Source organism: Streptomyces paradoxus, from assembly GCF_014202475.1.
In the GTDB taxonomy this organism is placed as follows: Bacteria; Actinomycetota; Actinomycetes; order Streptomycetales; family Streptomycetaceae; genus Streptomyces; species Streptomyces paradoxus.
This window is the reverse complement of the sequence record NZ_JACHGV010000003.1, coordinates 790,914-815,414: the sequence shown is the minus strand read 5'-3', so window position 1 is coordinate 815,414 and position 24,501 is coordinate 790,914. Positions and strand designations below refer to the sequence as shown.

24 protein-coding genes and 2 tRNA genes are annotated in these 24,501 nt (G+C 70.8%); 9 read left to right on the top strand and 17 right to left on the bottom strand.

The window, feature by feature from the left end; translation table 11 throughout:
* Positions 1–47 precede the first annotated feature (47 nt).
* From HNR57_RS13465 to HNR57_RS13440, 6 genes are all read right to left on the bottom strand, one after another.
* The gene (locus HNR57_RS13465) at positions 48–1,295 is read right to left on the bottom strand and encodes an HD domain-containing protein (RefSeq protein WP_184560054.1); all 1,248 of its coding nucleotides are present in this window, start codon (positions 1,293–1,295) and stop codon (positions 48–50) included.
* Positions 1,292–2,629, bottom strand: coding sequence for an HD-GYP domain-containing protein (locus HNR57_RS13460; RefSeq protein WP_184560052.1), 1,338 nt, complete (start codon positions 2,627–2,629; stop codon positions 1,292–1,294). The genes HNR57_RS13465 and HNR57_RS13460 overlap by 4 nt, the downstream gene beginning before the upstream one ends.
* A gap of 153 nt (positions 2,630–2,782) precedes the next feature.
* Complete coding sequence (rsrA, locus tag HNR57_RS13455; protein ID WP_033314427.1) at positions 2,783–3,094, bottom strand: mycothiol system anti-sigma-R factor; 312 nt, start codon at positions 3,092–3,094, stop codon at positions 2,783–2,785.
* A complete protein-coding gene (gene sigR, locus HNR57_RS13450) occupies positions 3,091–3,777 on the bottom strand; it encodes an RNA polymerase sigma factor SigR (protein ID WP_184560413.1) in 687 nt (228 codons plus the stop codon). Before sigR ends, rsrA begins: the two co-directional genes overlap by 4 nt.
* 256 nt (positions 3,778–4,033) lie before the next feature.
* The gene (locus HNR57_RS13445) at positions 4,034–4,690 is read right to left on the bottom strand and encodes an alpha/beta hydrolase family protein (protein ID WP_376772233.1); all 657 of its coding nucleotides are present in this window, start codon (positions 4,688–4,690) and stop codon (positions 4,034–4,036) included.
* A gap of 1 nt (position 4,691) precedes the next feature.
* On the bottom strand, positions 4,692–5,507 hold the full coding sequence (locus tag HNR57_RS13440; protein ID WP_184560050.1) for an SOS response-associated peptidase: 816 nt from the start codon (positions 5,505–5,507) through the stop codon (positions 4,692–4,694).
* Between the two features lie 50 nt (positions 5,508–5,557).
* On the opposite strand from HNR57_RS13440, the gene HNR57_RS13435 reads away from it, so the two are divergent.
* From HNR57_RS13435 to HNR57_RS13420, 4 genes are all read left to right on the top strand, one after another.
* Entirely contained in the window at positions 5,558–6,280 is a 723-nt protein-coding gene (locus HNR57_RS13435) for a M50 family metallopeptidase (protein ID WP_184560048.1), read from the top strand.
* Between the two features lie 109 nt (positions 6,281–6,389).
* Positions 6,390–7,706, top strand: a complete 1,317-nt coding sequence (gene aroA, locus HNR57_RS13430) for a 3-phosphoshikimate 1-carboxyvinyltransferase (RefSeq protein WP_184560046.1) — start codon at positions 6,390–6,392, stop codon at positions 7,704–7,706.
* A gap of 17 nt (positions 7,707–7,723) precedes the next feature.
* Entirely contained in the window at positions 7,724–8,734 is a 1,011-nt protein-coding gene (gene rsgA / locus HNR57_RS13425; protein WP_184560044.1) for a ribosome small subunit-dependent GTPase A, read from the top strand.
* 138 nt (positions 8,735–8,872) lie between these two features.
* Entirely contained in the window at positions 8,873–9,196 is a 324-nt protein-coding gene (locus HNR57_RS13420) for a DMT family transporter (RefSeq protein ID WP_184560042.1), read from the top strand.
* 7 nt (positions 9,197–9,203) lie between these two features.
* Here HNR57_RS13420 and HNR57_RS13415 read toward each other — a convergent pair whose 3' ends face one another.
* From HNR57_RS13415 to HNR57_RS13400, 4 genes are all read right to left on the bottom strand, one after another.
* Positions 9,204–9,809 (bottom strand): TetR/AcrR family transcriptional regulator, encoded by a 606-nt coding sequence (locus tag HNR57_RS13415; RefSeq protein WP_184560041.1) that lies wholly within the window; start codon positions 9,807–9,809, stop codon positions 9,204–9,206.
* A gap of 236 nt (positions 9,810–10,045) precedes the next feature.
* Positions 10,046–10,837 (bottom strand): ABC transporter permease, encoded by a 792-nt coding sequence (locus HNR57_RS13410; protein ID WP_184560039.1) that lies wholly within the window; start codon positions 10,835–10,837, stop codon positions 10,046–10,048.
* Positions 10,834–11,793: an efflux ABC transporter ATPase subunit, DrrA-related gene (locus HNR57_RS13405; RefSeq protein ID WP_184560037.1), complete on the bottom strand. Its 960-nt coding sequence runs from the start codon at positions 11,791–11,793 to the stop codon at positions 10,834–10,836. Before HNR57_RS13405 ends, HNR57_RS13410 begins: the two co-directional genes overlap by 4 nt.
* A 31-nt stretch (positions 11,794–11,824) precedes the next feature.
* Positions 11,825–12,496 (bottom strand): DUF4097 family beta strand repeat-containing protein, encoded by a 672-nt coding sequence (locus HNR57_RS13400; protein WP_184560035.1) that lies wholly within the window; start codon positions 12,494–12,496, stop codon positions 11,825–11,827.
* A 223-nt stretch (positions 12,497–12,719) separates the two neighbouring features.
* Here HNR57_RS13400 and HNR57_RS13395 point away from each other — a divergent pair, with 223 nt between their 5' ends.
* The 3 genes from HNR57_RS13395 to HNR57_RS13385 all read left to right on the top strand — a co-directional run bounded on the left by HNR57_RS13395 (position 12,720) and on the right by HNR57_RS13385 (position 14,819).
* Positions 12,720–13,463, top strand: coding sequence for a GbsR/MarR family transcriptional regulator (locus tag HNR57_RS13395; protein WP_184560409.1), 744 nt, complete (start codon positions 12,720–12,722; stop codon positions 13,461–13,463).
* 33 nt (positions 13,464–13,496) lie between these two features.
* Positions 13,497–14,297, top strand: coding sequence for a histidinol-phosphatase (gene hisN, locus HNR57_RS13390; RefSeq protein WP_184560033.1), 801 nt, complete (start codon positions 13,497–13,499; stop codon positions 14,295–14,297).
* A gap of 129 nt (positions 14,298–14,426) precedes the next feature.
* A complete protein-coding gene (locus HNR57_RS13385) occupies positions 14,427–14,819 on the top strand; it encodes a CBS domain-containing protein (RefSeq protein ID WP_184560031.1) in 393 nt (130 codons plus the stop codon).
* 69 nt (positions 14,820–14,888) lie between these two features.
* Here the strand turns inward: HNR57_RS13385 and HNR57_RS13380 are convergent, their stop codons facing one another.
* Positions 14,889–16,340, bottom strand: a complete 1,452-nt coding sequence (locus HNR57_RS13380; RefSeq protein WP_313673563.1) for a catalase — start codon at positions 16,338–16,340, stop codon at positions 14,889–14,891.
* 144 nt (positions 16,341–16,484) lie between these two features.
* Here HNR57_RS13380 and HNR57_RS13375 point away from each other — a divergent pair, with 144 nt between their 5' ends.
* Positions 16,485–16,901 (top strand): Fur family transcriptional regulator, encoded by a 417-nt coding sequence (locus tag HNR57_RS13375; RefSeq protein ID WP_184560027.1) that lies wholly within the window; start codon positions 16,485–16,487, stop codon positions 16,899–16,901.
* Between the two features lie 127 nt (positions 16,902–17,028).
* On the opposite strand, the gene HNR57_RS13370 is transcribed toward HNR57_RS13375, so the two are convergent.
* The 4 genes from HNR57_RS13370 to HNR57_RS13355 form a co-directional block, all read right to left on the bottom strand.
* Positions 17,029–17,102 (bottom strand) — tRNA-Met (locus HNR57_RS13370).
* A 119-nt stretch (positions 17,103–17,221) separates the two neighbouring features.
* Positions 17,222–19,045 (bottom strand): tetratricopeptide repeat protein, encoded by a 1,824-nt coding sequence (locus tag HNR57_RS13365; RefSeq protein WP_184560025.1) that lies wholly within the window; start codon positions 19,043–19,045, stop codon positions 17,222–17,224.
* 234 nt (positions 19,046–19,279) lie between these two features.
* Positions 19,280–19,353 (bottom strand) — tRNA-Met (locus HNR57_RS13360).
* 57 nt (positions 19,354–19,410) lie between these two features.
* Positions 19,411–22,350 (bottom strand): UPF0182 family membrane protein, encoded by a 2,940-nt coding sequence (locus tag HNR57_RS13355; RefSeq protein ID WP_184560408.1) that lies wholly within the window; start codon positions 22,348–22,350, stop codon positions 19,411–19,413.
* 163 nt (positions 22,351–22,513) lie between these two features.
* Between HNR57_RS13355 and HNR57_RS13350 the strand changes: the two genes are divergently transcribed.
* A complete protein-coding gene (locus HNR57_RS13350) occupies positions 22,514–23,056 on the top strand; it encodes a PPA1309 family protein (protein ID WP_184560023.1) in 543 nt (180 codons plus the stop codon).
* A gap of 45 nt (positions 23,057–23,101) precedes the next feature.
* Here HNR57_RS13350 and HNR57_RS13345 read toward each other — a convergent pair whose 3' ends face one another.
* Both HNR57_RS13345 and HNR57_RS13340 read right to left on the bottom strand, forming a co-directional pair.
* Entirely contained in the window at positions 23,102–24,193 is a 1,092-nt protein-coding gene (locus tag HNR57_RS13345) for a YlbL family protein (RefSeq protein WP_184560022.1), read from the bottom strand.
* Positions 24,194–24,295: 102 nt separating this feature from the next.
* Positions 24,296–24,460, bottom strand: coding sequence for a hypothetical protein (locus HNR57_RS13340; RefSeq protein ID WP_184560020.1), 165 nt, complete (start codon positions 24,458–24,460; stop codon positions 24,296–24,298).
* Positions 24,461–24,501: the final 41 nt, after the last annotated feature.

Sequence of the window (24,501 nt, the reverse complement as noted above, 5' to 3'; positions counted from 1 at the left end):
TTCGCATCCAACCACGTACGGCCTCAAGGGCGCTCATTACCCATGGGTTACCCAGCCACGGGCAGGGTCAGACTGCTCCTCGCCAGTACGCGGGCCAGTGATTCCACCACTTCCGGGGCGTACGTCCCGGCAGTGGCGAGCCGGAGTTCCTCCAGCGCCGTCAGCGGCCCGCCGGGCCCTCCTTCCCGGGACTTCTCCTCGTACGCGTTCACGGCCCGGACGATTCGCGCGGCGAGCGGCTGCTCGGCGTAGGGGTCGGCCTGCCGCTCCACGACGACGGCCACCGCCTCGTCGACGCCCGTCTGCCGTACGACGGCTCCGCCGAGCAGGGCGATCCGCCGCTGCTCCGCGGCGGGCAGCGCGGCGGTGGCGCCCGCCGGCACCGGGTCGACGAGGCTCAGCTGGCCGATGTCGTGCATGAGCGCTGCGTACTCCAGCACGGTCAGCTCGGGCTCGGTCAGCCCCAGGTCACGCCCCACCGCCTGACTGACCGCGGCGACCCGCCGGGCGTGCCCGCAGGGGGTGTAGCCGGCGACCTCGGTGGCCCGGGCGAGGGAGGCGATGGTCTGGCGATAGGTCGCCCGGACGGCGGCGTAGCGGCGGAACGACAGCTGGGCGAGCAGCAGCGGCACGGAGAAGACGGGCAGCGCCCACAGGCCCACGACGGCGACCGCCAGCGCCATCACCGCCCCGGTGGCGATGACGGCGGACCCGATGCCGCACACGGCCCGCAGCTCGTCCCGCAGCACCGGCCCGAAGGGCCAGCCGGTGCGGGTGTGGGCCAGGGCGGCGCCGAGCACCGCGTCGCACAGCGCGGTGAGCGACAGCAGCGCGAGCAGCAGCAGGGCGTAGGCGGGGCCGCCCCAGTCGTCGAACATGCCCCGGTTGTACGGGGGCTGGAAGCACACGGCGACGAACCCGACGGTGAGCACCCGGCGCGCCAGGTGGTCGGCCGTGGGCCCCTGCCCGCGTGCGATGTGCGGGACGCTGCCGAGCAGTGAGGCGGCCAGCACCACGGCGACGACCTGGGCCGGGCCGTGGTGGGTGGCCTGTCCGCCGGCCTCGCCGAGCAGGGCGTAGGAAAGGGCAGCGGCGGCTCCGAGCGGGGCCGGCTCCCGGATCTGTGCGCCGTTGCGCCGGGTGAGCTCACCGACGGTGACGAGGACGCCGAAGGCGAGGGCGACCCGGCGTTCCTCCAGACCGTCGTAGAGGGTGACGGCGAGGGAGCCGGCAGCGAGGAGGGCGGCGCAGGCGTGGACGAGGGTGAGGAGCGGTGGCGGCCGGTACGCGCTCATCGGTGTGCTCCCGGGCGGCTGGGCAGGGGGGCGCCAGGCGGGGGCACCCGGGGCGGGCGGGCCTCCTCGTCGTCGGCGGTGACCGCGGGGTGCCACCCCGTCCGCCCGACGGCTTCGACGAGAGCCGCGACCATCACCGGGTCGAACTGGCTGCCCGCGCACCGCTCCAGCTCCGCCAGGGCCACGGCGACGGGCCGGGCCCTGCTGTAGCTCCGGGTGGAGGTCATGGCGTCGAAGGCGTCCGCGACCGCCACGACCCGTGCGGACTCCGGGATCTGACGGCCCACCAGCCCGTACGGGTAGCCGCTGCCGTCCAGCCGCTCATGGTGGTGCAGCACGGCGGCGCGGGCCTCGCCGAGGAAACCGATGCCGCGGACCATCTCGTGCCCGTACTCGGGGTGCAGTTCGATCACCCGCCGCTCCTCGGGCGTCAGCGGCCCGTCCTTCCTGAGCAGCCGGGTGGGCATGCCCAGCTTGCCCACGTCGTGCAGGATCCCGGCGAAGCGGAGCACCTCCACGCGCTCGTCGGCCATGCCCAGCTCGCGCGCGATCATCATGGAGGCGTGCCCGACGCGCTCGCTGTGCCCGCGGGTGTACCCGTCCTTGATGTCGACGGCCTGGACCAGCGCCCGGATGGTCGCCTGGTGAGCAGCGCGTTCCCGGTGGTACTGGGCGAACGCCCACCACGAGACGCACATGGGCAGCAGCACGAGCAGCGCGGCGACCGGTCCGTAGGGGCTGCGCCACAGGACGGCCATCATCAGCCCGGCGAGGCCGTGCACGGCGATGGGCGCGAGCGAGCGCGCCACCAGTCCCCGCCAGGCCCGCCGCACCGGCACCCGTTCCGCCAGGGCCAGGATTCCGCCGTCGAGCAGCGCGAGCACCAGGCAGAACGCCAGCACGGCCGCCCCGGCCGGACCGAGCGCGTACGGCACGTCACCCGCGACGACCGCGTCCGGCCCGCCGAGCAGCCGGTGCACCCTGGCAGCGGCCCACACCCCGAGGACGAGCTGGGCGGCCCGCCAGATGCGCCGGAGCGCCACGGGCCGCTGCCCGGCCTGCGAGAGCAGCGCCCCGGGCACGGCCACCAGCGCCGCGGCGGGCGCCGGCAGCAGGAAGGCACCGGCGAGCAGCACGGGGTAGAAGGTCCCGGCCGGATGGGAGATCCCGGCGAACCGGGACCGGGCGACGCGCTCGCAGCCCGCGTACAGCGCGGCGAGCAGCGCGACCGCCCACCAGGGCGTGCGTACGCCCGGCGGCGGCAGCAGGCAGAGCAGCGCGGCCATGGCGACACAGGCGATGTAGACACGTGCCCGTGCCGGTACCGCTTCCATGAGCCCCTCCCCCGGCCATGTCCGTCAGGCCCGGAGCCTAGGGCGGCGGCAGGGGGGTCCGCGGGCCGATAGCCCGCGGATTAGCACGTTCGAGTGACGCGTTCGAGGGCGACTACCCGTTCAGAGGTGGGGTAGTTGAAAAGCGCAGGAGTGTCAGGACTCCTGGGGCGTGGCGGGCGAGGCCGTGACGTCCTGCTCGGGGACGGCCTGGCCGGAGCGGATCAGCTCGATCCGCCCCATGACCTTGTCGCGCAGATCGCCCGGTACGTCGTCGTGCCCGCAGCAGCGCTTGACGAGCTTCTTCACGGCCTGCTCGAGCCCGTACTTCTCGAGGCAGGGCGAGCATTCCTCGAAGTGGTGCTCGAACTTCACGCAGTCCGAGTCCGGCATCTCACGGTCGAGGAACTCGTAGAGATGATCGAGGATTTCGCTGCAATCCGTCTCGTGCGGCTCTCCGCAGCTCATGACCCCGAGCCTTTCGCTTCGTTCGACTCTCCGGCACCGGCCGGGACCATCCCGCGGTCACGGGCGTAGTCCTCCAGCATGCCGCGCAGCTGACGGCGGCCCCGGTGCAGCCGGGACATCACCGTACCGATGGGTGTCCCCATGATGTCGGCGATCTCCTTGTAGGCAAACCCTTCGACGTCCGCGAGATAGACCGCGATGCGGAACTCCTCGGGGATCGCCTGGAGCGCCTCTTTCACGTCCGAGTCGGGCAGGTGGTCGAGCGCCTGCGACTCCGCGGAGCGCAAGCCCGTCGACATGTGCGACTCGGCGCGGGCGAGCTGCCAGTCCTCGATCTCCTCGGCCGCGGAGCGCTGAGGTTCGCGCTGCTTCTTGCGGTACGAGTTGATGAAGGTGTTGGTGAGGATCCGGTACAGCCACGCCTTGAGGTTGGTGCCCTCGCGGAACTGGTGGAAGGACGCGTACGCCTTGGCGTACGTCTCCTGCACCAGGTCCTCGGCGTCGGCCGGGTTGCGCGTCATGCGCAGCGCGGCCGAGTACATCTGGTCGAGGAACTCCAGCGCGTCCCGCTCGAAGCGCGCGCTGCGCTCCGAGGCCGTCTCCGCGCCCGTGCCGCCCTGGCCCTCGGGCTGCTCCGCCTGGCCGTTTTCGGTCCCTGCGTCGGTCCCAGTGACCGGACCCACCTCCTCGAATGTTCTCGTGAGACCGAGACCGGCCTCACCCGAATCGGAGGATAGACGACGATCCGGTCCACCCGCCGCCCCAATAGAGGCGGTCTTGCCCGCGTGCAGCACCGTCCAGTCCAGGTCGGCGCGGCTGCTGCGGGTCGGGCAGATGGTCGAACCCATGCGGCGGACTCCCTCTCCTACGACGTCGGTGCTGGTCTCCAGCACGTACGTCCCGCACAACAGTGACCGCCGCCCCGGCATTCCCGAACCTTTACCCGAGTGACCCGGTCCACTCCACGACCGCGTCCGTGATGAGGGACACGGTCTCGTCCTGCGAGATGTCCGCACGTTTCGGCACGGCGAAGCCATGGTCCCCGTACGGGACCTCCACGAGCTCGAACGCCCCGTCGGGGAATTCCTCCGGCTTCCCGAACGGGTCGTTGCCGCCCTGCACGACCAGGGTGGGCACCCCGGCGCCCAGCAGTTCCTCGGCGCGGGACTTCTCCGGCTTGCCCGGCGGGTGGAGCGGGAAGCTGAGCGCGAGCACGGCGTGGGCGCCCAGCTCGGTGGCGGTGCGGCAGGCCACCCGGGCACCGGCGCTGCGCCCGCCGGAGATCACCGGCAGACCGGACTTCGCCAGCGCGGGCCAGATGCCGCGCCAGCCGGTGTCCAGGGTCTTCGGCGCGGGCGCCAGTTTCTTCCCGGCCACCCGCCAGGGCTGCTCCACCCGGGCCACGGCCACGCCGTGGGCGGGCAGGACCTCGGCCAGGGCCACCAGGTCACGGGCCTCGATGCCACCGCCCGCGCCGTGGCTGACGGCGAGCACCAGCCGGGCCTGCTTCGCCCCGTGCCAGGTGATACGGGCGGTTCCGGCGTCGGTCTCGACGGTCTCGGTGGCCGTTCCGGCGGTCTTCGTCACATGCGTCACGTCAGAAGAGTGTGCCCTCTTCGGGCCCTTCCAGCTCTTTGAGCAGCTCCGGCCCGTTGTTGCGGACGTTGCTGACGGCCGTGGCGACCGGGTAGGCCCGCATCAGCCCGGCGGGCGGCGGGGCGAGCAGCTCGCGCAGGCCGTCGGCGTCCGTGCGGGAGGGGTCCAGCCAGGCGTCCCAGCGGTCGGGCGTCAGCATCAGCGGCATCCGGGGGTGGATGTCCGCCAGCGCCCGCGGCCCGTCGGCCGGGGACACCGCGAGCTGGCTCTGCTCGGCCTCCGTGGTGATCACCGAGCACGTCACCCACCAGGCCTGCGGGTGGTCGTCCGGCAGCGTCTTGTCCCGCCAGAACTCGTACAGCCCGGCCATGGCGAAGACCGACCCGTCCGCCGGTGTCACGAAGTACGGCTGCTTGCGGGGCCGCTTCTTCTTGCCCTCGACCTCCAGCTCGCGCTCCTGGGTGCCGGTGACCCACTCGTAGTAGCCGTCGGCGGGCAGGATGCAGCGCCGGGAGGTGAAGGCACGGCGGTAGGACGGCTTCTCGTGGACGGTCTCCGCGCGGGCGTTGATCATGCGGGCGCCGCCCTCGGGGGTTTTCGACCAGGACGGGACGAGCCCCCACTTCAGCGTGCGCAGCTGCCGAACCGGCCGCGGGTCGTCAGCGTCTTTCAGGGGGCGGTCCAGGACGGCGTAGACCTCTTTGGTGGGCGCCACGTTGTAGTCCGGCGCGAGGGTCTCCTCGGGCTCCCACTTCTCGATCTCGAAGATTCCTGCGAGATCCTCTGGCCTACGACTCGCTGAATACCGTCCGCACATACGTGCAACACTGCCAGATTCCATCCGCCCACAGGGAGCCAACGCCTTACATGGACAGCACCGCAACCGCCTCGCTCGCCTCCCTCTGGGACGAGGTCTCCGGCACGCAGCCCGACCCGGACCTGTGGGTGGTGATCGCGACTCTGGGCGCCGCGCTCGCCGTGGTGGTCCCGCACCCCCTGTGGCGCATCTCCCGCAACGCCATCACCATCGCCCACGAGGGCGGCCACGGGCTCGTGGCCCTGCTCACCGGCCGCACCCTCACGGGCATACGCCTGCACTCGGACACCAGCGGCCTGACCGTCAGCCGCGGCAAGCCGCACGGCATCGGCATGATCCTCACCGCGGCCGCGGGCTACACGGCCCCGCCCCTGCTGGGCCTCGGCGGGGCCTCCCTGCTGGGCTCCGGCCGCATCACGCTCCTGCTGTGGCTGGCCACAGCCCTGCTGCTCGCCATGCTCGTGATGATCCGCAACGCCTACGGCGCCCTCACCATGCTCGTCACCGGCGGCCTGTTCGTGCTCGTGTCCTGGCTGGCCGGCCCTCAGGTCCAGGCGGCGTTCGCGTACGCGGTGGTGTGGTTCCTGCTGATCGGCGGGGTCCGCCCGGCCTTCGAGCTCCAGGCGAAGCGGGCCCGGGGCGGAGCCGGGGACTCGGACGCCGACCAGCTGTCGCGGCTGACGCACGTGCCGGCGGGCCTCTGGTTCTTCCTGTTCCACGCGGTGTCGCTGTGCTCGCTGATCGGTGGGGGACGCTGGCTGCTGGAGATGTGACGGCCGCCCCGAGGGGGCCGGGGCCGCCGTGCCGCGCGGCTGAACCACGCGGGTGCGACCGGCCCCACGGCGCCGCACCCGCACGACGGCCTGCTTATAAAGTGGGGCCATGGCCCCGAACACCGCAGACACCGCCCTCTGGCCCGCCCCGCACGCGAGCGGAGCCGTCGACGCGACGGTCCACGTGCCCGGGTCCAAGTCGGTCACCAACCGTGCCCTGGTCCTCGCCTCCCTCGCCTCCGAGCCCGGCTGGCTGCGCCGCCCCCTGCGCTCCCGCGACACCCTGCTGATGGCCGGCGCGCTGCGCGCCATGGGCATCGAGATCGAGGAGGGCGTCGGTCCCGACGGCACCGGTGAGGCCTGGCGTGTGCTCCCCACCGGCCTGCGCGGCCCGGCCACGGTCGACGTCGGCAACGCGGGCACGGTGATGCGGTTCCTGCCCCCGGTCGCCGCGCTCGCCGACGGCTCCGTCCGGTTCGACGGCGACCCCCGTTCCTACGAGCGTCCGCTGAACGGCGTCATCGACGCGCTGCGTCAGCTCGGCGCCCGGATCGACGACGACGGCCGCGGCGCGCTGCCGCTGACCGTGCACGGCAGCGGCGCTCTGGACGGCGGCACGGTCGCCATCGACGCCTCCTCCTCGTCGCAGTTCGTGAGCGCCCTGCTGCTGTCCGCTCCGCGGTTCAACCAGGGGGTCGAGGTCCGCCACACCGGCGCCACGCTGCCCTCCATGCCGCACATCCGCATGACCGTCGACATGCTGCGCGCGGTCGGCGCCCAGGTGGACACGCCCGAGTCGGGCGGCGAGCCGAACGTCTGGCGGGTCTCGCCGGGCGCCCTGCTCGGCCGGGACCTGGTCATCGAGCCGGACCTGTCGAACGCGCAGCCGTTCCTGGCGGCGGCGCTGGTGACCGGCGGCAAGGTCGTCGTCCCGGACTGGCCCTCCCGCACCACGCAGCCCGGTGACCGGCTGCGCGAGATCTTCACCGAGATGGGTGGCTCCTGCGAACTGACCGAGTACGGGCTGGTGTTCACCGGCTCCGGCGCGGTGCACGGCATCGACGTCGACCTGGGCGAGGTCGGCGAGCTGACGCCGGGCATCGCGGCGGTCGCGGCCCTCGCGGACTCCCCGTCGACCCTGCGCGGCGTGGCCCACCTGCGGCTGCACGAGACGGACCGGCTGGCCGCGCTCACCAAGGAGATCAACGAACTCGGCGGTGACGTCACGGAGACCGCCGACGGCCTGCACATCCGCCCGCGCCGGCTGCACGGCGGGATCTTCCACACCTACGACGACCACCGCATGGCCACGGCCGGCGCGATCATCGGCCTGGCGGTGGAGGGCGTGCAGATCGAGAACGTGGCGACAACGGCCAAGACCCTGCCCGACTTCCCCGACCTGTGGACCGGGATGCTCGGGGCGTAGGACGCGGGGAACAGGTCATGCGCCGCTACGGCAAGCACACCGACGAGGACGACATCCGCACCCGTCCGGGCCGCCGGAACACCCGGCCCCGGACGAACATCCGCCCCAAACACGAGGACGCCGCCGAGGGCCTCGTCCTCACCGTCGACCGGGGCCGCCTGACCTGCCTCGTCGAGGACCGTGTGGTCATGGCGATGAAGGCCCGCGAGCTGGGCCGCAAGGCGGCGGTGGTCGGCGACCGCGTGGCCATCGTGGGCGACCTGACGGGCAAGAAGGACTCACTCGCGAGGATCGTGCGCATCGAGGAACGCACCTCGGTCCTGCGTCGCACGGCGGACGACGACGATCCGTTCGAGCGGGTGGTCGTCGCCAACGCCGATCAGCTGGCCGTCGTCACCGCCCTGGCCGACCCGGAGCCCCGCCCCCGCCTGATCGACCGCTGCCTGGTCGCGGCCTACGCCGGCGGCCTGGAGCCGCTGCTGGTCCTGACCAAGTCGGACCTCGCCCCGCCCGACAAGCTGCTGGAGCTGTACGGCCACCTCGACATCCCCTACGTCGTGACCAGCCGCGAGGAACTGCAGAACGGCACTGCCGTCGCCCGCGTGCGCGAGCAGCTCGACGGCAAGATCACCGCTTTCGTCGGCCACTCCGGCGTCGGCAAGACGACTCTGGTCAACTCGCTGGTGCCGGAGGAGCAGCGGCGTACGACCGGGCATGTCAACGCGGTGACGGGCCGCGGCCGGCACACCACCACCTCGGCGCTGGCACTGCCGCTCTCGGGCAGCGACGGCTGGGTGATCGACACCCCGGGCCTGCGGTCCTTCGGGCTGCACCACGTGGACCCGTCCCAGGTCATCCATGCCTTCCCCGATCTGGAGCCGGGCACCGAGGGCTGCCCGCGCGCGTGCAGTCACGACGAGCCGGACTGCGCGCTGGACGCCTGGGTGGCCGAGGGCCACGCGGATCCCGCGCGGCTGTACTCGCTGCGCCGGCTGCTGGCCACGCGCGAGCGCAAGGAAGGCGACTGACCTCCGCGTTGTTTGTGCCGGTGTGCGTGCGGTAAGTGCATAATCGCACGCAAGCCGGATGCAAGCCTGGCCAAAGTATGACGAGCGCGACGAAACTGACTGAGCGGTCACTGAACGTGGGATACGGGAGGACGACTCATGGCGTGGCTGCTGGTCATCGTGGCCGGGTTGCTCGAGACCGGCTTCGCGGTGTGTCTGAAGCTGTCCCACGGCTTCACCCGGCTCTGGCCGACGGTCGCGTTCTGCGTCTTCGCCCTCGGCAGCTTCGGCCTGCTGACCCTGGCGCTGAGACGACTCGACGTGGGTCCCGCGTACGCGGTGTGGACGGGCATCGGGGCGGCGGGGACGGCGATCTACGGCATGGTGTTCCTGGGCGACCTGGTGTCGACGCTGAAGATCGTGTCGATCAGTCTCGTCATCGTCGGCGTGGTCGGGTTGCAGTTGTCGGGGTCGGCGCACTGACGTCCTGTCAGTCCGCCTGTCGCTGGAGGGCGCTGCGGACCAGGCCGGCGACGCCGCCCTCGCCGGGTGGCGCGGCCACGCACGACAGGGCGAGCCGGACGGCGAGTTCGCAGGAGCGGGCCAGGTCGGCGGTGTCGGACTTGGGCGTGCCGGGGGCGGCCAGGAAGGTGACGGCCCGGTCGCGGACGAGGGCGACGAAGTCGCCGGGTGAGGGCAGTGGCCCGTCGGCGCGGCGCTGGGCCGGTACGGCGGAGGTGGACGGCACGGCCGTCAGGGCGGGGGCGGGCAGCCGCTCGCTCCAGCAGCCGGTGAGCATGGCGCGGACGAGGACGTTGTCCCGGGCCGCCGAGGCGGTCCACTCGGCGGTGGCGGTGAGCCGGTCGCGGGCGTCGCTGTGCCCGGCGAGGGCGCGGTCCACTCCGGCGAGATATCCGTCGGCCTCCCTCCGCACGAGCGCCCTGGCCAGACCGTCCTTGCTGCCGAACTCGTTGTACAGCGTCTGGCGGGACACACCGGCCGCCGCGGCCACGTCCACCATCCGTACGGCGGACCACGGCCGGCGCACCAGCGCCGTGTAGGCGGCGTCCAGTAAGGATTCCCGCGCTGCAGGCATCTTCGCCTCCCCTTGGGGCCAGCGGCTCTGCGCCCAGGTTTGACGCGCACGGAAGCACTGTCAAGGGTTCGCGAGTGTGTGCGGGGGGCGCGTTTCGGCCGTGTCGCGCGGTGCGCCGACCCGGTTCCGGGGACTGGCCCCGGGCAGACGAACGGGCGGCGCACTCCGGCGGGATGCCGGTGTACGCCGCCCTGGGGTGGGACGTTCGCGGGAGGTGGCCCGCGTGGTCACGGCGGTTACCTCGGGTCGCCGTTGAACTTCGAGGTCGACCAGAAGTAGCCGAGCACCGCGAGGCCCAGGCACCAGGCGAGGGCGAGCCAACCGTTGTGACCGATGCCCGTGCCGAGCAGCAGACCGCGCAGGGTCTCGATGGCCGGGGTGAACGGCTGGTACTCGGCGATCGGCCGGAACCAGCCCGGCATCGCGTCGAGCGGGACGAAAGTGCTGGACAGCAGCGGCAGCAGGATCAGGGGCATTGCGTTGTTGCTCGCCGCCTCGGCGTTCGGGCTGACCAGGCCCATGCCGACGGCGATCCAGGTGAGCGCGGTGGCGAAGAGCACGAGCAGTCCGAAGGCCGCGAGCCACTCCAGGACGCCGGCGCCGTGGGAGCGGAAGCCGATGGCCACGCCGACGGCACCGACGAGCACCACGCTGATGACCGCCTGCAGCACGCTGCCGACGACGTGCCCGATGAGTACCGATCCGCGGTGGATCGCCATGGTGCGGAAGCGGGCGATGATGCCTTCGGTCATGTCGTTGGAGACGGAGACCGCGGTGCCGATCGTGGTGCTGCCGATGGTCATCAGCAGCAGTCCCGGCACGACGAAGGCGATGTACGCGGAGCGGTCCGGACCGCCGCCCCCGATGCCCGCGCTCATGGTGTCGCCGAAGATGTAGACGAACAGCAGCAACAGCATGATCGGGGTGAGCAGCAGGTTGAGGGTGAGGGACGGGTAGCGCCGGGCGTGCAGGAGGTTGCGGCGCAGCATGGTGGCGGAGTCGCGGACGGCGAGGCCGAGGGAACTCATCGGGTGGTCTCCTTGGGCTGGTCGGGGATGCCGGCGGCGCCACCGGTCAGGGCGAAGAACACGTCGTCGAGGTCGGGCGTGTGCACGGTCAGTTCGTCCGCCTCGATGCCGGCCGAGTCGAGCCGGTCGAGGATGGAACGCAGTTCGCGCTGGCTGCCGTCGCTGGGGATCCGCAGGGCGAGGGCTTCGTCGTCCGGGGTGACTCCGCGCAGGGTGGCGGCGGCGTGCCGGTAGGCGGCCGGGTCGGTGAAGCGGAGCCGGACGTGACCGCCGGGGATGAGCCGCTTCAGGTCGTCGGCGCTGCCTTCGGCGGCGATGGTGCCGTCGTGGAGCACGGCGATGCGGTCGGCGAGCTCGTCGGCTTCCTCCAGGTACTGGGTGGTGAGGAAGACGGTGACGCCGCCGGAGACGAGTTCCCTGATGATCTGCCACATGTTGTGGCGGGCGCGGGGGTCGAGGCCGGTGGTGGGCTCGTCGAGGAAGATGATCCTCGGGTCGCCGACCAGGGTCATGGCGATGTCGAGGCGGCGCTTCATGCCGCCGGAGTAGGTGGATGCGGGTTTCTTCGCGGCGTCGGTGAGGTCGAAGCGCTCCAGCAGTTCCGCGGCGACCCGCCGCCCCTCACGCTTGGGCAGGTGGTGCAGGTCCGCCATGAGGAGCATGTTCTCCTCGCCGGTGATCAGACCGTCGACCGCGGAGAACTGACCGGTGACGCCGATCGCGGCGCGAACCGCCTGCGGGTCGGAGGCAAGGTCGTGTCCGCCGACCCGCAGCACGCCGGCGTCGGCGCGGATCAGGGTGGAGAGGATCTTGACGGCGGTGGTCTTGCCCGCGCCGTTCGGGCCGAGCAGGGAGAAGATCGTTCCTTCCGGGACGGCCAGGTCGACACCGTCGAGGACGGTCTTGTCGCCGTAGCTCTTCCGCAGCCCGTTCGCCGCGATGGCCAGGTCGGTCATGAGGGGTGCTCCTTCGGAGAGGCTGGGGTCTCTACAAGCTGCGGGCGGTGATGTCGCCGTAGGCGGTGGTCGCCTGGATGGTCAGGCCGGAGGCGGCGCCGTCGGCGTTGACGAGGCTGTTGTTGATCCGGCCGTAGCCGGTGCCGGCGTCCAGGGAGGCGGAGACGCCGCGGGCGGCGCCGACCGAGATGTCGCCCTGCTCGGTGCGCAGGGCGACCACGCCGCGCACGGCCTCGGCGATGCCGACGTCACCCTTCTGGGTGCTGATCTCCGCGGCGCCGCCCAAGCGGCCGACCGAGATGTCGCCGGCGAGCAGGGTGAGGCGGGCGCTGCCGGTCTCGTCGAGCTTGACCGAGCCCTGGGCCGCCTCGAAGACGACATCGCCGAGCCGCCCGACGCCGCGGAGTTCGGCGGCGGCCGCCTTGGCCTCCACGCTGGAGCCGGCGGGCAGTTGCACTGTCACCTCGACGGATCCGGAGTGGCCGAGGATCCGGTTCTTCGCCGCCGGGGCCTCGATCCGCAGGACACCGTCGCCGTAAGCCACCTCGATCTCCTCCGCGGCCTTCACGTCCCGGCTCTTCGAGGGGTCCGCGGGCAGGACCTCGACGGTGGTGTCGGCCCGGTCGGCCGCGATGAGCCGGATGCGTCCGGCCGGGATGTCGAGGACGGCCGAGACGGGGGCGGGGCTGTCGAACTTCTGCATCGTGCTCTCCTTCGGGTTCGTCGTTTCCAACGATGGAAAAGCTACGTTGCATTCACAATGCTGGCAACAAGCTTGTTGCACTCTGCAGGCATAAGCCCAGTTCAAAGCAGTTATTTCATTGCAATGACTCTGCGGCCTAACGCAACAAGCAGATCTCATTCGTTGCAATGGAATGAAGGTGAACGCTAAGCTGCGGACATCAGTCACCACCAAGGAGGCCGCGATGCCGGGAGGCAGGCTCACCCAGCAGGAACGCCAGCAGATCGCGCTGGGGCTGGCCGACGGCCTCGCCTATGCGGAGATCGCCCGGCGTCTCGACCGCCCGACCTCGACGGTCACCAGAGAGGTCATGCGCAACGGCGGCCCCACGGCCTACCGCGCCGACCTGGCCCATCGCGCCACGGAACACCGCACCCAGCGCCGCAGGCAGGCCGCCCCCCGGGACCCCAAGGCACCCGCGCGGACCGACGGGCGGGACGCCGAGGCCGTACGCGAGTACGAGGAGACGTTCACCACCGTCCTGATGGGGTCGGGCATGCCCAAGATGATGTCCCGGGTGATGGCCTGCCTCTGCCTGACCGACTCGGGCAGCCTCACCGCGTCCGAACTCGCCCAGCGGCTCCAGGTGAGCCCGGCGTCCGTCTCCAAGGCGGTCGCGTTCCTCGACAGTCAGGGCCTGGTCCGCCGGGAAGCGGACGAAGGACGCCGCGAGCGCTATGTCGTCGACGACGACGTCTGGTACCAGTCGATGATGGCCAGCGCCCGCTCCATCGCCGCGGTCGTGGGGATCGCCCGGCAGGGCGTCGGCGTCCTCGGCCCCGGCTCCCCGGCCGCCGCGCGCCTCGAGAACGTCGCCCGTTTCCTCGACTTCGTCTCGGAGAGCACCGCCCGCGCCGCTGAGCAGGCGCGCGAGATCCTCCACAGCAAGCCCGGGACGGCACCCGACTCCCCCGGCAACCCCCTGTAGCCCCACCCCCACCTCGGCAGATAGGTTCGTTGCATGCCCGACTACCTCGACGACCTGCGTCTCGCCCACGTCCTCGCCGACGCCGCCGACGCCGCGACGACGGACCGGTTCAAGGCCCTCGACCTCAAGGTCGAGACCAAACCGGACATGACTCCGGTGAGCGAGGCGGACAAGGCCGCGGAGGAACTCATCCGCGGCCACCTCGGGCGCGCCCGCCCCCGGGACGCGATCCTCGGCGAGGAGTACGGCGTCGAGGGCACCGGCCCCCGCCGCTGGGTGATCGACCCGATCGACGGCACCAAGAACTACGTACGGGGCGTGCCCGTCTGGGCCACGCTCATCTCACTGATGGAGGCCGGCGAGGGCGGCTTCCAGCCCGTCGTCGGCGTGGTCTCCGCCCCCGCCCTCGGCCGCCGCTGGTGGGCCGCCAAGGGCCACGGCGCGTTCTCCGGCCGCAGCCTGACCAAGGCCTCCCGGCTGCAGGTGTCCCGCGTCTCCTCGCTCTCCGACGCCTCCTTCGCGTACTCCTCGCTCAGCGGCTGGGAGGAGCAGGGCCGCCTGGACGGCTTCCTGGACCTGACCCGCGAGGTGTGGCGCACACGTGCGTACGGCGACTTCTGGCCGTACATGATGGTCGCGGAGGGCTCCATCGACATGTGCGCCGAGCCGGAGCTGTCCCTGTGGGACATGGCCGCCACCGCCATCGTCGTCACGGAGGCCGGCGGCACCTTCACCGGCCTGGATGCCCGCCCGGGCCCCCACAGCGGCAACGCGGCCGCGTCGAACGGACTGCTCCACGACGAGCTGCTGGGGTATCTCAACCAGCGCTACTGAGCCCCCCGTTGTTACCGAGCGCCCCCTTGTTGACCCTCCCTTTGCCTGCCACTCTGAGAGTCCCCCCACTTGTGAACTTGTGAAACGCTGAACAAACGGCGGGGACACTCCCAGGAGGTGGCTCCATCCATGCTCGTCCGTGACGCCATGAGCACTGTCGTCCTCACCATCGGCCCGACCCACACCCTGCGCCAGGCCGCCGCGCTGATGTCCGCGCGCAAGGTGGGGGCGGCGGTGGTCCACGACCCCGACGCCGGCGGCATCGGCATCCTCACCGAACGCGACATCCTCAACTCCGTGGGCCTGGGTCAGGACCCGGACACGGAACGCGCCCACGCCCACACCACCAACAACGTCGTGTTCGCCGCTCCGGCCTGGACGCTGGAGGAGGCGGCTGCCGCCATGGCACACGGCGGCTTCCGGCACCTCATCGTGCTGGACGGCGGCGAACCCGCCGGCATCGTCTCGGTCCGCGACATCATCCGCTGCTGGGCACCGGCACGGCAGCGGGTTCCCGCGTAGCACGGACGGGCCGGGCCCCCACAAGGGAACCCGGCCCGTCCACTACCGCAAGCGGTCCAGTGCTGGAGTTCAGCCGCGCAGGGCCTGGACCGCGGCCTCCAGCCGCTTGCCGTAGTCTCCGTCGGCCCGACGGAAGTTGTCGATCGCACGCTCGACGATGTCGTCGCGCGAGACTTTGGCGATGAAGCCCGCCAGGTTGGCGATCAGGCGCTCCTTCTCGTCCTCGCCCATCAGGCGGTAGAGGTTGCCCGCCTGCACGAAGTCGTCGTCCTCGGCGTGGACCGGAGCCGGGTGACCGCCCGTCACGCCGCTCACGGCCGTGGCGGACCAGAGCGGACGGTCCGTCTGGAACGGGCCGCCGAAGCTGTTCGGCTCGTAGTTCTTGGCACCGGCGTGACGGCCGTCGTAGAGGTACCCGTCACGGGAGTTGGTGCGCGCCACGGTGGCGTGCGGGCGGTTCACCGGCAGATGGTCGGCGTTGATGCCGACGCGGTAGCGGTGGGCGTCGCCATAGGCGAAGAGGCGGCCCTGGAGCATCTTGTCCGGGGACGGCCCGATGCCCGGCACGAAGTGGGCGGGGCTGAAGATCGACTGCTCGACCTCGGCGAAGATGTTCTCCGGGTTGCGGTTGAGCTCCAGCTTGCCGATCTCGACGACCGGGTAGTCCGCGTGCGGCCAGACCTTGGTCAGGTCGAACGGGTTGAAGCGGTACGTCGCCGCCTCGGCCACCGGCATGATCTGCACCCCGACCGTCCAGGTCGGGTACTCGCCCCGCTCGATGGCCTCACGCAGGTCGCGCTGATGGGAGTCGGGGTCCTCACCGGCGAGCCGGGCCGCCGCCTCGGCGGTCAGGTTCTCGATGCCCTGGTCGGTCTTGAAGTGGTACTTCACCCAGAAGGCCTCGCCGGCCTCGTTGCTCCACTGGAAGGTGTGCGAGCCGAAGCCGTCCATGTGGCGGTACGAGGCGGGGATGCCCCGGTCACCGAACAGCCAGGTCACCTGGTGAGTGGACTCGGGCGACAGGCTCCAGAAGTCCCAGACGTTGTCCGCCTCGGTCGAGCCGGTGTACGGGTCGCGCTTCTGGGTGTGGATGAAGTCCGGGAACTTGATGGCGTCCTTGATGAAGAACACCGGGGTGTTGTTGCCGACGAGGTCGTAGTTGCCCTCCTCGGTGTAGAACTTCAGCGCGAAGCCCCGCGGGTCGCGCACCGCGTCCGCAGCGCCCAGGTTGCCGGCCACCGTCGAGAAGCGCAGGAAGACCTCGGTCTGCTTGCCGACGGCGGAGAGGAAGGCGGCCCGCGTGTGCGGGGTGACATCGGCGGTCACCGTGAAGGTGCCGTAGGCACCCGCGCCGCGGGCGTGCACCACGCGCTCCGGGATGCGCTCGCGGTTGAAGTGGGCCAGCTTCTCCAGCAGGAGCTGGTCCTGGACGAGCACCGGGCCGCCGACGCCGGCAGTCTCGCTGTTCTGGTTGTCGGCGACCGGAGCCCCGGCCTCCGTCGTAAGCGGTCCCTGCGTCACGTGCGCCTCCTGCACCATTCCCGACCAGTCCTGTTCCCTGGCCTAAGCCGTTCTCGATCCTACATAGACATTGTCTAAAGCAAGTGAGGATCTAATCTCACACCTGTTCGGGACCTGGTCCACTTAGCTGTTAGGCTGGTGTCCATGAGTGACCTTCTGGAACGCCTGCGCGGACGCGGATGGCGGATGACCGCGCAGCGGCGCGTCGTGGCCGAGGTCCTCGACGGCGAACACGTCCATCTGACGGCCGACGAGGTCCACGCCCGGGCCGTCGCCAAACTGCCCGAGATCTCCCGAGCGACCGTCTACAACACGCTGGGTGAGCTCGTGACCCTCGGCGAGGTGCTGGAGGTCTCCACCGACCAGCGCGCCAAGCGGTACGACCCGAACGCCCACCAGCCGCACCACCACCTGGTCTGCGCCCAGTGCGGCGCGATCCGGGACGTGCACCCGACCGGCAACCCGCTGGCGGATCTCCCGGTCACCGAGCGCTTCGGCTTCACGGTCTCGGACGTCGAGGTGACGTATCGCGGCGTCTGCCCGAACTGCGCGGCCGCCTAGCCCGCTCGCACATACGAAAGCCCCGGCACCCATCGGTGGTGCCGGGGCTTTCGTATGTGCCGGGCCGCATGGACGCCATACACACCGAGGGCCGGAACCCTTTCGGATTCCGGCCCTCGGCCTTCAGTAGCGGGGACAGGATTTGAACCTGCGACCTCTGGGTTATGAGCCCAGCGAGCTACCGAGCTGCTCCACCCCGCGTCGGTGAATGCAACGTTACGTCACCGCAGAGGACGGATGCAAATCCATTGGCCGGGGCCACGCCCCACCCGGCGCCGGCACCCCAGGGACTGCACCCGCCCGGCCCCGGCAGCGACGCCTCACGCGGAGAGCTCCTGCCGCAGCGCGTCCCTCAGCCGCTCCGCCCGCTCGGCGACGGACGCCGGTCCCAGCGACACGGCCCGGTCGGCCCAGCGCTGCCCTTCCGCCAGCTCACCCCGACGCGCGTAGACCAGGGCCAGCCGCAACGCCGCCCGCCCGTGCCCGGCGTCGGCGGCCCGCTTCCACCACACGGCCGCCTCGGGCTCGCTGCCCTCCCGGGCCAGGAGCAGCCCGAGATTGAACGCGCCGTTGCGGGACCCGGCCTCGGCCGCCTCCCGGTACCACCGAGCCGCCTCGACGACATCGCCCCGGGCCGCCGCGAGCATGCCGACCCGCACCTGTGCCCGCCTGTGCCCCTGGTGCGCCGCCCGCTCGTACCACTCCTCGCACTCGCTCCGACGGTGCACCGGCTCCCCGAGCTCATGCGCGGGCTCCGGCGGCCGCCGAGCGTCGAGGACCGTGGCCAGCCGGTACGCGGCCTCGGCGCTCCCGCCGCCGGCCGCACACCGCAGGTGCCGCTCGGCCTCCTGCTCGTCGCCCTCCCGCAGCCTGGCCATGCCGACCTGGAGCGCCGCCTCGGTGTGCCCGGCGGCGGCGGCCCGCTCGTACCAGCGCAGCGCGGCCTGCTCCTCACCCCGCCCGGCATGCAGGATGCCGAGGTTGAAGGCGGCGTCGACGCTCCCGGCCTCCGCGGCCTTGGAGAACCACGGCTCCGCGCCCGTCTCGTCACCGCCCCGCAGCAGCAGGATCGCCAGCGCGTTCGCGGCCTCCCGGTGTCCGGCGTAGGCCGCGCGCCGGTACCACTGCTCGGCCTGCGGAGTGCGACCCTGCTCGGCGCAGAGCAGGCCGAGGTTGTACGCGCCGTTCACGTCGCCCGCGTCCATCGCGGCCCGGTACCACCGCTCGGCGGTCTGGGTCTCGCCCCGCTCGGCGTGCAGCGCGCCCAGCGCGTTCGCCGCGTTGCCGTCGCCGTCCTGGGCGGCCCGCAGCCACCACACGGCGGCGTTCTCGGTGTCACCCGCGTCGCGCAGCAGGAAGCCGAGCGCGCAGGCGGCACGCGCCTCGCCGTCCTTGGCGGACGTCAGGTACCAGCGTCCGGCCTCCTTGAGCTCGCCGCGCCTCTCCAGGATCGTCCCGAGGTGCAGGGCGGCCCGCCGGTGGCCGCGCGCGGCGGCCTGCCGGTACCACTGCTCGGCCTCCTCGGGCACCTGGACACCGTTGTCGCCGTCGGCTTCCCGCGCCGCGTTCCGGTCCAGCGCCCGCGCCAGCCGGTACGCCGCCTCCCGGTGCCCGCGCTCGGCCGCGACCCGCATCCACTGCTCGGCCCCGGCGTCACCGCGGTGCTCCAGCAGGTCGGCGAGCGCGTACGCGCCCAGCGTGTGCCCCTGTTCGGCGGACTGGCGCAGCCAGTACTCGGCGGCGGGTTCGTCGCCGCGCTCGCGGTGGTGCCGGCCGAGGGCGTGCGCGGCCGCCGTGGATCCGGCGACGGCGGCGATCCGCCACCACCCGGCGGCCTCGTCGGCGTACCCCCGCTGGTGGAGGAGGACCCCCAGGTTGTTGGCGGCCGCCCGGTCGCCAGCGGCGGTGGCGGCACGCAGATGAGGCTCGGCACCGTCGAGGTCACCACGGCGCAGCAGCATGGCCCCGAGGACACTCATCGCCTCGACGTCGCCAGCCTCGGCCGCGAGCCGCTGACGCAGCTCCTCGGCCGCCTCGTCGGCGATCTCCCCGGTCTCGTCCGGGGTCTCGGTGTCCTCCCGGCTGGAAGGCTGCACAAAACGCCCTGTCTCGAACAGAGTTGCCTTGTCCCCCATAACGTCCATCGTCGCACCACCTGCAACCTGGGTACACCTGGTATACCGCAGCCAGTGAGGTCACTTCAGCGTTTTGTCGACATGCCCACAGAGAGACAAGTCAAACACAGATTGCCCAACTCCCCCCGGCGGCGCGGCCACAGCCTGCGCCAGCACATGCGTTCACACATCACGAAGGCCCGGATTCCTTTGTGGAATCCGGGCCTTCGTGGCCGCTCCGTCACTCGGACATCGCGACTTCAGTAGCGGGGACAGGATTTGAACCTGCGACCTCTGGGTTATGAGCCCAGCGAGCTACCGAGCTGCTCCACCCCGCGCCGTTGTGTTCACAACCGTATCACGGCGCGGGGTGGGCATTTGACCAGGCCAGGGCCCTAACTGCTCGGCTTCGGACTCGGGCTGCCGCTCGGCTTCCCGCTGGGCTTGCTCTCGCCGCCCCCGGAACCGCCCGCCCGGCTCGCCTCGGCCTGCGCGTCCTCGGCCCGCCGCAGGGCGTCCTCGAGGTCCTTCTGCGCCTTGCCGTAGGCCTCCCAGTCGTTCTTCTTCAGGGCCTCCTGGCCGGCGTCGAACGCCTTCTGGGCGTCCTCCAGGGCCTGTTGGACCGTCGGGTTGTCGGACGCCGGCGGTGGCGTCGTCGTGTCGCCCTCGTCCGGTGGCTCGGTGACCGGGCCGTCCGCTCCGAAGACCTTGTTGAGGGCCTCGTCGAGGGTGTTCTCGAAGGCGGTCTGGCCTCCGTAGGTGACCAGCACCTTGCGCAGCAGCGGGTACTTCAGTCCGCCACCGCGGACGTAGACCGGCTCCACGTAGAGCAGTCCACCGTCGAGCGGCACCGTCAGCAGGTTGCCGTACTCGACTTCGGAGTCGCCGCCTCTCAGGAGCCTGATGGACTCGGCGATGTCCTCTTGGGAGTTGAACTGGCTCTGGACCTGCTTGGGTCCGTTGACCGTGGTGTTCGTCGGCAGTTTCAGGATTCTGATCTTGCCGTAGTCACCGGTGCCCGCCTCGGCGTCGACCGCCATGAACGCGCTGAGGTTGTCCCGGCCGTTGGGCGTGAAGGTCGTCGTCAGCGAGAACGCCTGCGCCTTCTGGTCGGGCATCTTCATGCTCAGGTAGTACGGCGGCACCGCGCTGCCCGACCGGTTCGTCGGGTCGTCCGGGACCTGCCACACCTCGCTGCCGCTGAGGAACGTCGTGGCGTCCTTCACGTGGTAGCGGGTGAGCAGTTCCCGCTGGACCTTGAACAGGTCCTGGGGGTAACGAAGGTGGTCCATCAGCGACTTGGAGATGTCGCTCTTGGGCTCCACCGTGTCCGGGAAGGCCTTCATCCAGGTCTTCAGGACGGGGTCCTCGGTGTCCCACTGGAAGAGCTTGACCTTGCCGGTGTAGGCGTCGACGGTGGCCTTCACCGAGTTGCGGATGTAGTTGACCTGGTTCTGCTGGGCCACCACCGCACGGTTGTCGTTGGTGGCGGTCAGCGAGTCGGCGGTGGTGTCACCGAGGGTCGTACGCGAGGAGTACGGGTAGCCGTTCGTCGTCGTGTACGCGTCGACGATCCACTGGATCCGGCCGTCCACGACCGCCGGGTAGGCGTCGCCGTCGATGGTCAGCCAGGGGGCGACCGCCTCGACGCGCTCCTTGGGGGTGCGGTTGTACAGGACCCGCGAACCGTCGCCGATGGCACCGGAGTACAGGATCTGCGGCTCGCCGAACGCCACTGCGTAAGCGGCCCGGTTGACCGGGTTGGAGAGGCTGACCCCGCTGTCGCCCTTGTAGCTGGTGGTCTTCTCGCCGTTGTCGTCGGAGTAGTCGATCTCCTTCTGGGGACCGCCGACGATCGAGTACGTGGTGGTCTTCTCGCCGTAGTAGATCCGCTGCTCGTACGTGCCGAGGTCGCCCTCGGAGGGCAGGTCGGACTCCGTGAAGTTCGGACGGCCCTGGGCGTCGGCGCTGGTGCCCTCGGCGGCGACCACTCCGTATCCGTGGGTGTAACGGAAGTGGTTGTTGATCCAGTTCTTCTTCGGGATGCCCGCGAGGTTAAGCTCACGCAGGCCGATGACCGTGTCCTGGTCCTTGCCGTCCTTGGCGTAGCGGTCGACGTCCAGGTTGTTCGGGAACGCGTAGTAGTTCCTGATCTGCTGGAGCTGCTGGAACGTCGGCGAGACGATGTTCGGGTCCATGATCCGGATGCTGGCCGTGGAGGGAACGTCGTCGCGCAGCGTGCTCTTGTCCTCGGTCTTGCTGGTGCCCGAGTAGTCGGTGACCTTGGTGCCGTCGATGCCGTAGGCCTTGCGCGTGGCCTCCAGGTTCTTCTCGACGTACGGCGCTTCCTTGGCCTGCTCGTTCGGCTGGACCTGGAACTTCTGCACGATCGCCGGGTACAGGCCGCCGATGAGGATCGCGGAGAGCACCATCAGGCCGAAGCCGATCACGGGCAGCTGCCAGGTGCGCCGCCAGATAGTGGCGAAGAACAGCAGCGCGCAGATCACGGCGATGCAGAAGAGGATCGTCTTGGCCGGCAGGTAGGCGTTGGCGTCGACGTACCTCAGGCCCGTCCAGTTGTCGGTCGCCCGGAAGTCGCTGGACTTCACCGCGAGTCCGTACCGGTCGAGCCAGTACGCGACCGCCTTGAGGGCGACGAAGATGCCGATGAGCACCGACAGGTGCCCGGTGGCCGCCGCCGTGGCGCGGGCGCCCGGGCTGGTGACGCGCAGCCCGCCGTAGAGGTAGTGGGTGAGTGCGGCGGCGATCACGGACAGGATCGCGGCGGCGAAGCCGAAGCCGAGCAGGAACCTGTACCAGGGCAGGTCGAAGGCGTAGAAGGCGACGTCCAGCTTGAACTGGGGGTCCTTCTCACCGAAGGGCACGCCGTTGACCCACATCAGCCACGTGCGCCACTGGCCGGAGGCGGAGGCGCCGGCGATCAGGCCCACCAGGGCGGTGATCCCGAACAGCAGCCACTTCTTGTAGGGCGCGATGCCCATCCGGTAGCGGTCGAGGTTCTGCTGCTCCATCGACATGGCGCTCAGCGGCGGCCGCAGCCGGTGCGCCAGCCAGATGTTGAACCCGACGGCGAGGGCCATGAGCAGGCCGAAGACGAAGAAGAGCCCGATCTTGGTCCACAGGGTGGTGGTGAAGACCGAGGAGTAGTTGACCGAGCGGTACCAGAGCCAGTCCGTCCAAAAGCCCGCGAACATGGTGAACGCCATGCCGAGAACGGCCAGGACGCCCAGCGTCATGAGCAGGGTCCGGACACGCCGGGACGGGCGGCCCACTCTGATCCGCGGCCCCGAAGGGCCTCCGCCGCGGTCCGGCATCTGGAAAGCCAAGGTGCGCACCTCGAAGTTCGCTGTTGATCCGTCAGGCCCGCGTCTTCACGGACCGTGCGTGGCCCCCGTGATCGTGGGCCCCCACCTATGCAACTTACTCACCGTTTACTCGGTTCCCGATTCCGGCCGGGAACGAGGCAGGATTGTGACCATGTCCAACACTCCCATGGCTGCGAACCCGCTCACCCGGGCCGTCCTCGAGATCGACGAGTACGTCTCCGGCCTCGGCTGGGACCAGTCAGCCCGCCTTTTCGCCCTCGTCGACACCGCACGGCTGCGGGCCGAACAACCCTCGCTCGCGGACCGGCTCGGTCTGGGCGACGAGTCGGAGACCTCCGGCCTCACCCCGATCGAGCAGGACGAAGTGCCAACGGGCAAGCCGCTCGACGAGTTCCTCGCCACGATCGCCTGGCCCGACGCGGTGGCCGGCTGCGCCCTCGCGGTGGAGCGCCTGATGCTGCCGCCGTCCGCGGAGGCCCAGGTTCCGAAGGGCCTGAGCGAGGCCGCGCTCACGAAGTGGGTGGCGGACCACCCGGACCGCCAGGAGGTCCGCATGACGGTCGCGGTCCTGCGCGACGGCACGCGTGAGTCGGCCCTGCGGCTGCGCGAGAAGGACTCCCCCACCGAGGTCCTGACCGGCTCCGATCTGGTCCCGGGGCTGGCGGAGGCGCTGGCGGCGACGTTCGAGGAGTAGCCCCGAAGGCCGTGGGGCCCGGCGCGCCGGGCCCCGGTCCCCGATCTACTTACCGCACTTCGGCAGGTCCGCGGTGTCGCCGCTGCGGATGTCCTTGAGAGCGCCGAGGGCGTCCTGGATGGTGCCCACCTTGATGAGGGTGAGGCCGTCGGGGGTGTCCTTGGCGGCGGCCGTGCAGTTGTCGGCGGGCGTCAGGAAGTACTGCGCGCCCTTGGCCCGCGCGCCCACGGTCTTCATCTCGATGCCGCCGATCGGCCCGACCTTGCCGGCGTCGTCGATGGTGCCGGTGCCCGCCACGAACTTGCCGCCGGTCAGGCTGCCCGGGGTCAGCTTGTCGTAGATGCCGAGAGCGAACATCAGCCCGGCGCTCGGCCCGCCCACATCGGCGAGCTTGATGTCGATGGTGAACGGGAACGTGTGGTCGGTGCCCGCGGAGATCCCGACGATGGCGCGCTTCTCACCGGTGTCGTCGGACGTTGTGGTGGTCATGCTGATGTCCTGCGTCCTGGTCGGCGTCCGCTTTTCCTTCTCGGCCGCGGCCTGCTCCTTGGCCGGAACGATCGTGAAGCGGACCTCCCGGCCCGGCTTGTGCTTGGTGACGAGCTTCGCGACGTCGGCCGGCTCCTTCACCGCCGTACCGTCGACGGCCTTGATCACGTCCCCCGCGTGCAGCTTGCCCTGGGCCGGGGAACCCTTGACGACGGTGGAGACGATCACCCAGGACTTCACGGGCACGTCCAGCTGCTTCAGGGCGGCGACCTTGGCGCTCTCCTGGGACTGGCTGAACTCCTCGGCGTTCTCCTGGGTGGACTGCTCCTCGGTCTTGCCGTCCGGATAGAGCGTCTCGTGCGGCACGACCTTGTTGTCGTGTGCGAGCCAGCCGTAGACGGCTTCGACCAGGTTCATCCGGTAGTCGGCGCTCGTGACCCGGACCGTGGTCATGTTCAGGTGGCCACTGGTCGCGTAGGTCTTCTTCCCGGCGATCTGCAGCACCGGCTCACCGTCGTGATCGCCCAGCGTGTTCACCGTCGGCCCCGGGGACATCTCCGCGTAGGGCACGGGGATGAACACTCCCGCGCACAGGAGCGCGATCAGCATCAGGGTGGAGGCGAGCATCGTCGCGGTGCGGCGTGGCATGACTCGACAGTACGGGACGGTCCTGTCAGCGCACCGTCAGGGCCGCCCGTCCGGGGCGACCCTGCGTTCTATAACGTCTCTGACCTGCTGTTTCTTCGGCCGTCAGGCACCCGGCCGGGGCTTCTCCATGGCCTCGCGGAAGCGAGCGTAGCCGGTGAGCTCCGGGCCGTCGTTCCGGACGTTGCGGGCCCGGTTGGCCCAACTGCCCCAGAGCCCCGCGCCGATGGCAGCCACAAGCGGAATCAGCAACCAGGCGAGCGCCGCCATGCCGACCTCCAACCCCTTTGAACGTCCGCAACTGACTGATC

What these genes read in the sequence shown, in the direction of transcription:
- hisN (WP_184560033.1), top strand. Translation starts at nt 13,497, where the DNA reads ATGCCCGACTACCTCGACGACCTGCGTCTCGCCCACGTCCTCGCCGAC.
- HNR57_RS13440 (WP_184560050.1), bottom strand. Translation starts at nt 5,507, where the DNA reads ATGTGCGGACGGTATTCAGCGAGTCGTAGGCCAGAGGATCTCGCAGGA.
- rsrA (WP_033314427.1), bottom strand. Translation starts at nt 3,094, where the DNA reads ATGAGCTGCGGAGAGCCGCACGAGACGGATTGCAGCGAAATCCTCGAT.
- aroA (WP_184560046.1), top strand. Translation starts at nt 6,390, where the DNA reads ATGGCCCCGAACACCGCAGACACCGCCCTCTGGCCCGCCCCGCACGCG.
- HNR57_RS13395 (WP_184560409.1), top strand. Translation starts at nt 12,720, where the DNA reads ATGCCGGGAGGCAGGCTCACCCAGCAGGAACGCCAGCAGATCGCGCTG.
- HNR57_RS13385 (WP_184560031.1), top strand. Translation starts at nt 14,427, where the DNA reads ATGCTCGTCCGTGACGCCATGAGCACTGTCGTCCTCACCATCGGCCCG.
- HNR57_RS13420 (WP_184560042.1), top strand. Translation starts at nt 8,873, where the DNA reads ATGGCGTGGCTGCTGGTCATCGTGGCCGGGTTGCTCGAGACCGGCTTC.
- HNR57_RS13460 (WP_184560052.1), bottom strand. Translation starts at nt 2,629, where the DNA reads ATGGAAGCGGTACCGGCACGGGCACGTGTCTACATCGCCTGTGTCGCC.
- HNR57_RS13365 (WP_184560025.1), bottom strand. Translation starts at nt 19,045, where the DNA reads ATGGACGTTATGGGGGACAAGGCAACTCTGTTCGAGACAGGGCGTTTT.
- HNR57_RS13340 (WP_184560020.1), bottom strand. Translation starts at nt 24,460, where the DNA reads ATGGCGGCGCTCGCCTGGTTGCTGATTCCGCTTGTGGCTGCCATCGGC.
- HNR57_RS13355 (WP_184560408.1), bottom strand. Translation starts at nt 22,350, where the DNA reads ATGCCGGACCGCGGCGGAGGCCCTTCGGGGCCGCGGATCAGAGTGGGC.
- HNR57_RS13350 (WP_184560023.1), top strand. Translation starts at nt 22,514, where the DNA reads ATGTCCAACACTCCCATGGCTGCGAACCCGCTCACCCGGGCCGTCCTC.
- HNR57_RS13405 (WP_184560037.1), bottom strand. Translation starts at nt 11,793, where the DNA reads ATGACCGACCTGGCCATCGCGGCGAACGGGCTGCGGAAGAGCTACGGC.
- HNR57_RS13400 (WP_184560035.1), bottom strand. Translation starts at nt 12,496, where the DNA reads ATGCAGAAGTTCGACAGCCCCGCCCCCGTCTCGGCCGTCCTCGACATC.
- HNR57_RS13435 (WP_184560048.1), top strand. Translation starts at nt 5,558, where the DNA reads ATGGACAGCACCGCAACCGCCTCGCTCGCCTCCCTCTGGGACGAGGTC.
- HNR57_RS13465 (WP_184560054.1), bottom strand. Translation starts at nt 1,295, where the DNA reads ATGAGCGCGTACCGGCCGCCACCGCTCCTCACCCTCGTCCACGCCTGC.
- HNR57_RS13415 (WP_184560041.1), bottom strand. Translation starts at nt 9,809, where the DNA reads ATGCCTGCAGCGCGGGAATCCTTACTGGACGCCGCCTACACGGCGCTG.
- HNR57_RS13345 (WP_184560022.1), bottom strand. Translation starts at nt 24,193, where the DNA reads ATGCCACGCCGCACCGCGACGATGCTCGCCTCCACCCTGATGCTGATC.
- HNR57_RS13375 (WP_184560027.1), top strand. Translation starts at nt 16,485, where the DNA reads ATGAGTGACCTTCTGGAACGCCTGCGCGGACGCGGATGGCGGATGACC.
- rsgA (WP_184560044.1), top strand. Translation starts at nt 7,724, where the DNA reads ATGCGCCGCTACGGCAAGCACACCGACGAGGACGACATCCGCACCCGT.
- HNR57_RS13410 (WP_184560039.1), bottom strand. Translation starts at nt 10,837, where the DNA reads ATGAGTTCCCTCGGCCTCGCCGTCCGCGACTCCGCCACCATGCTGCGC.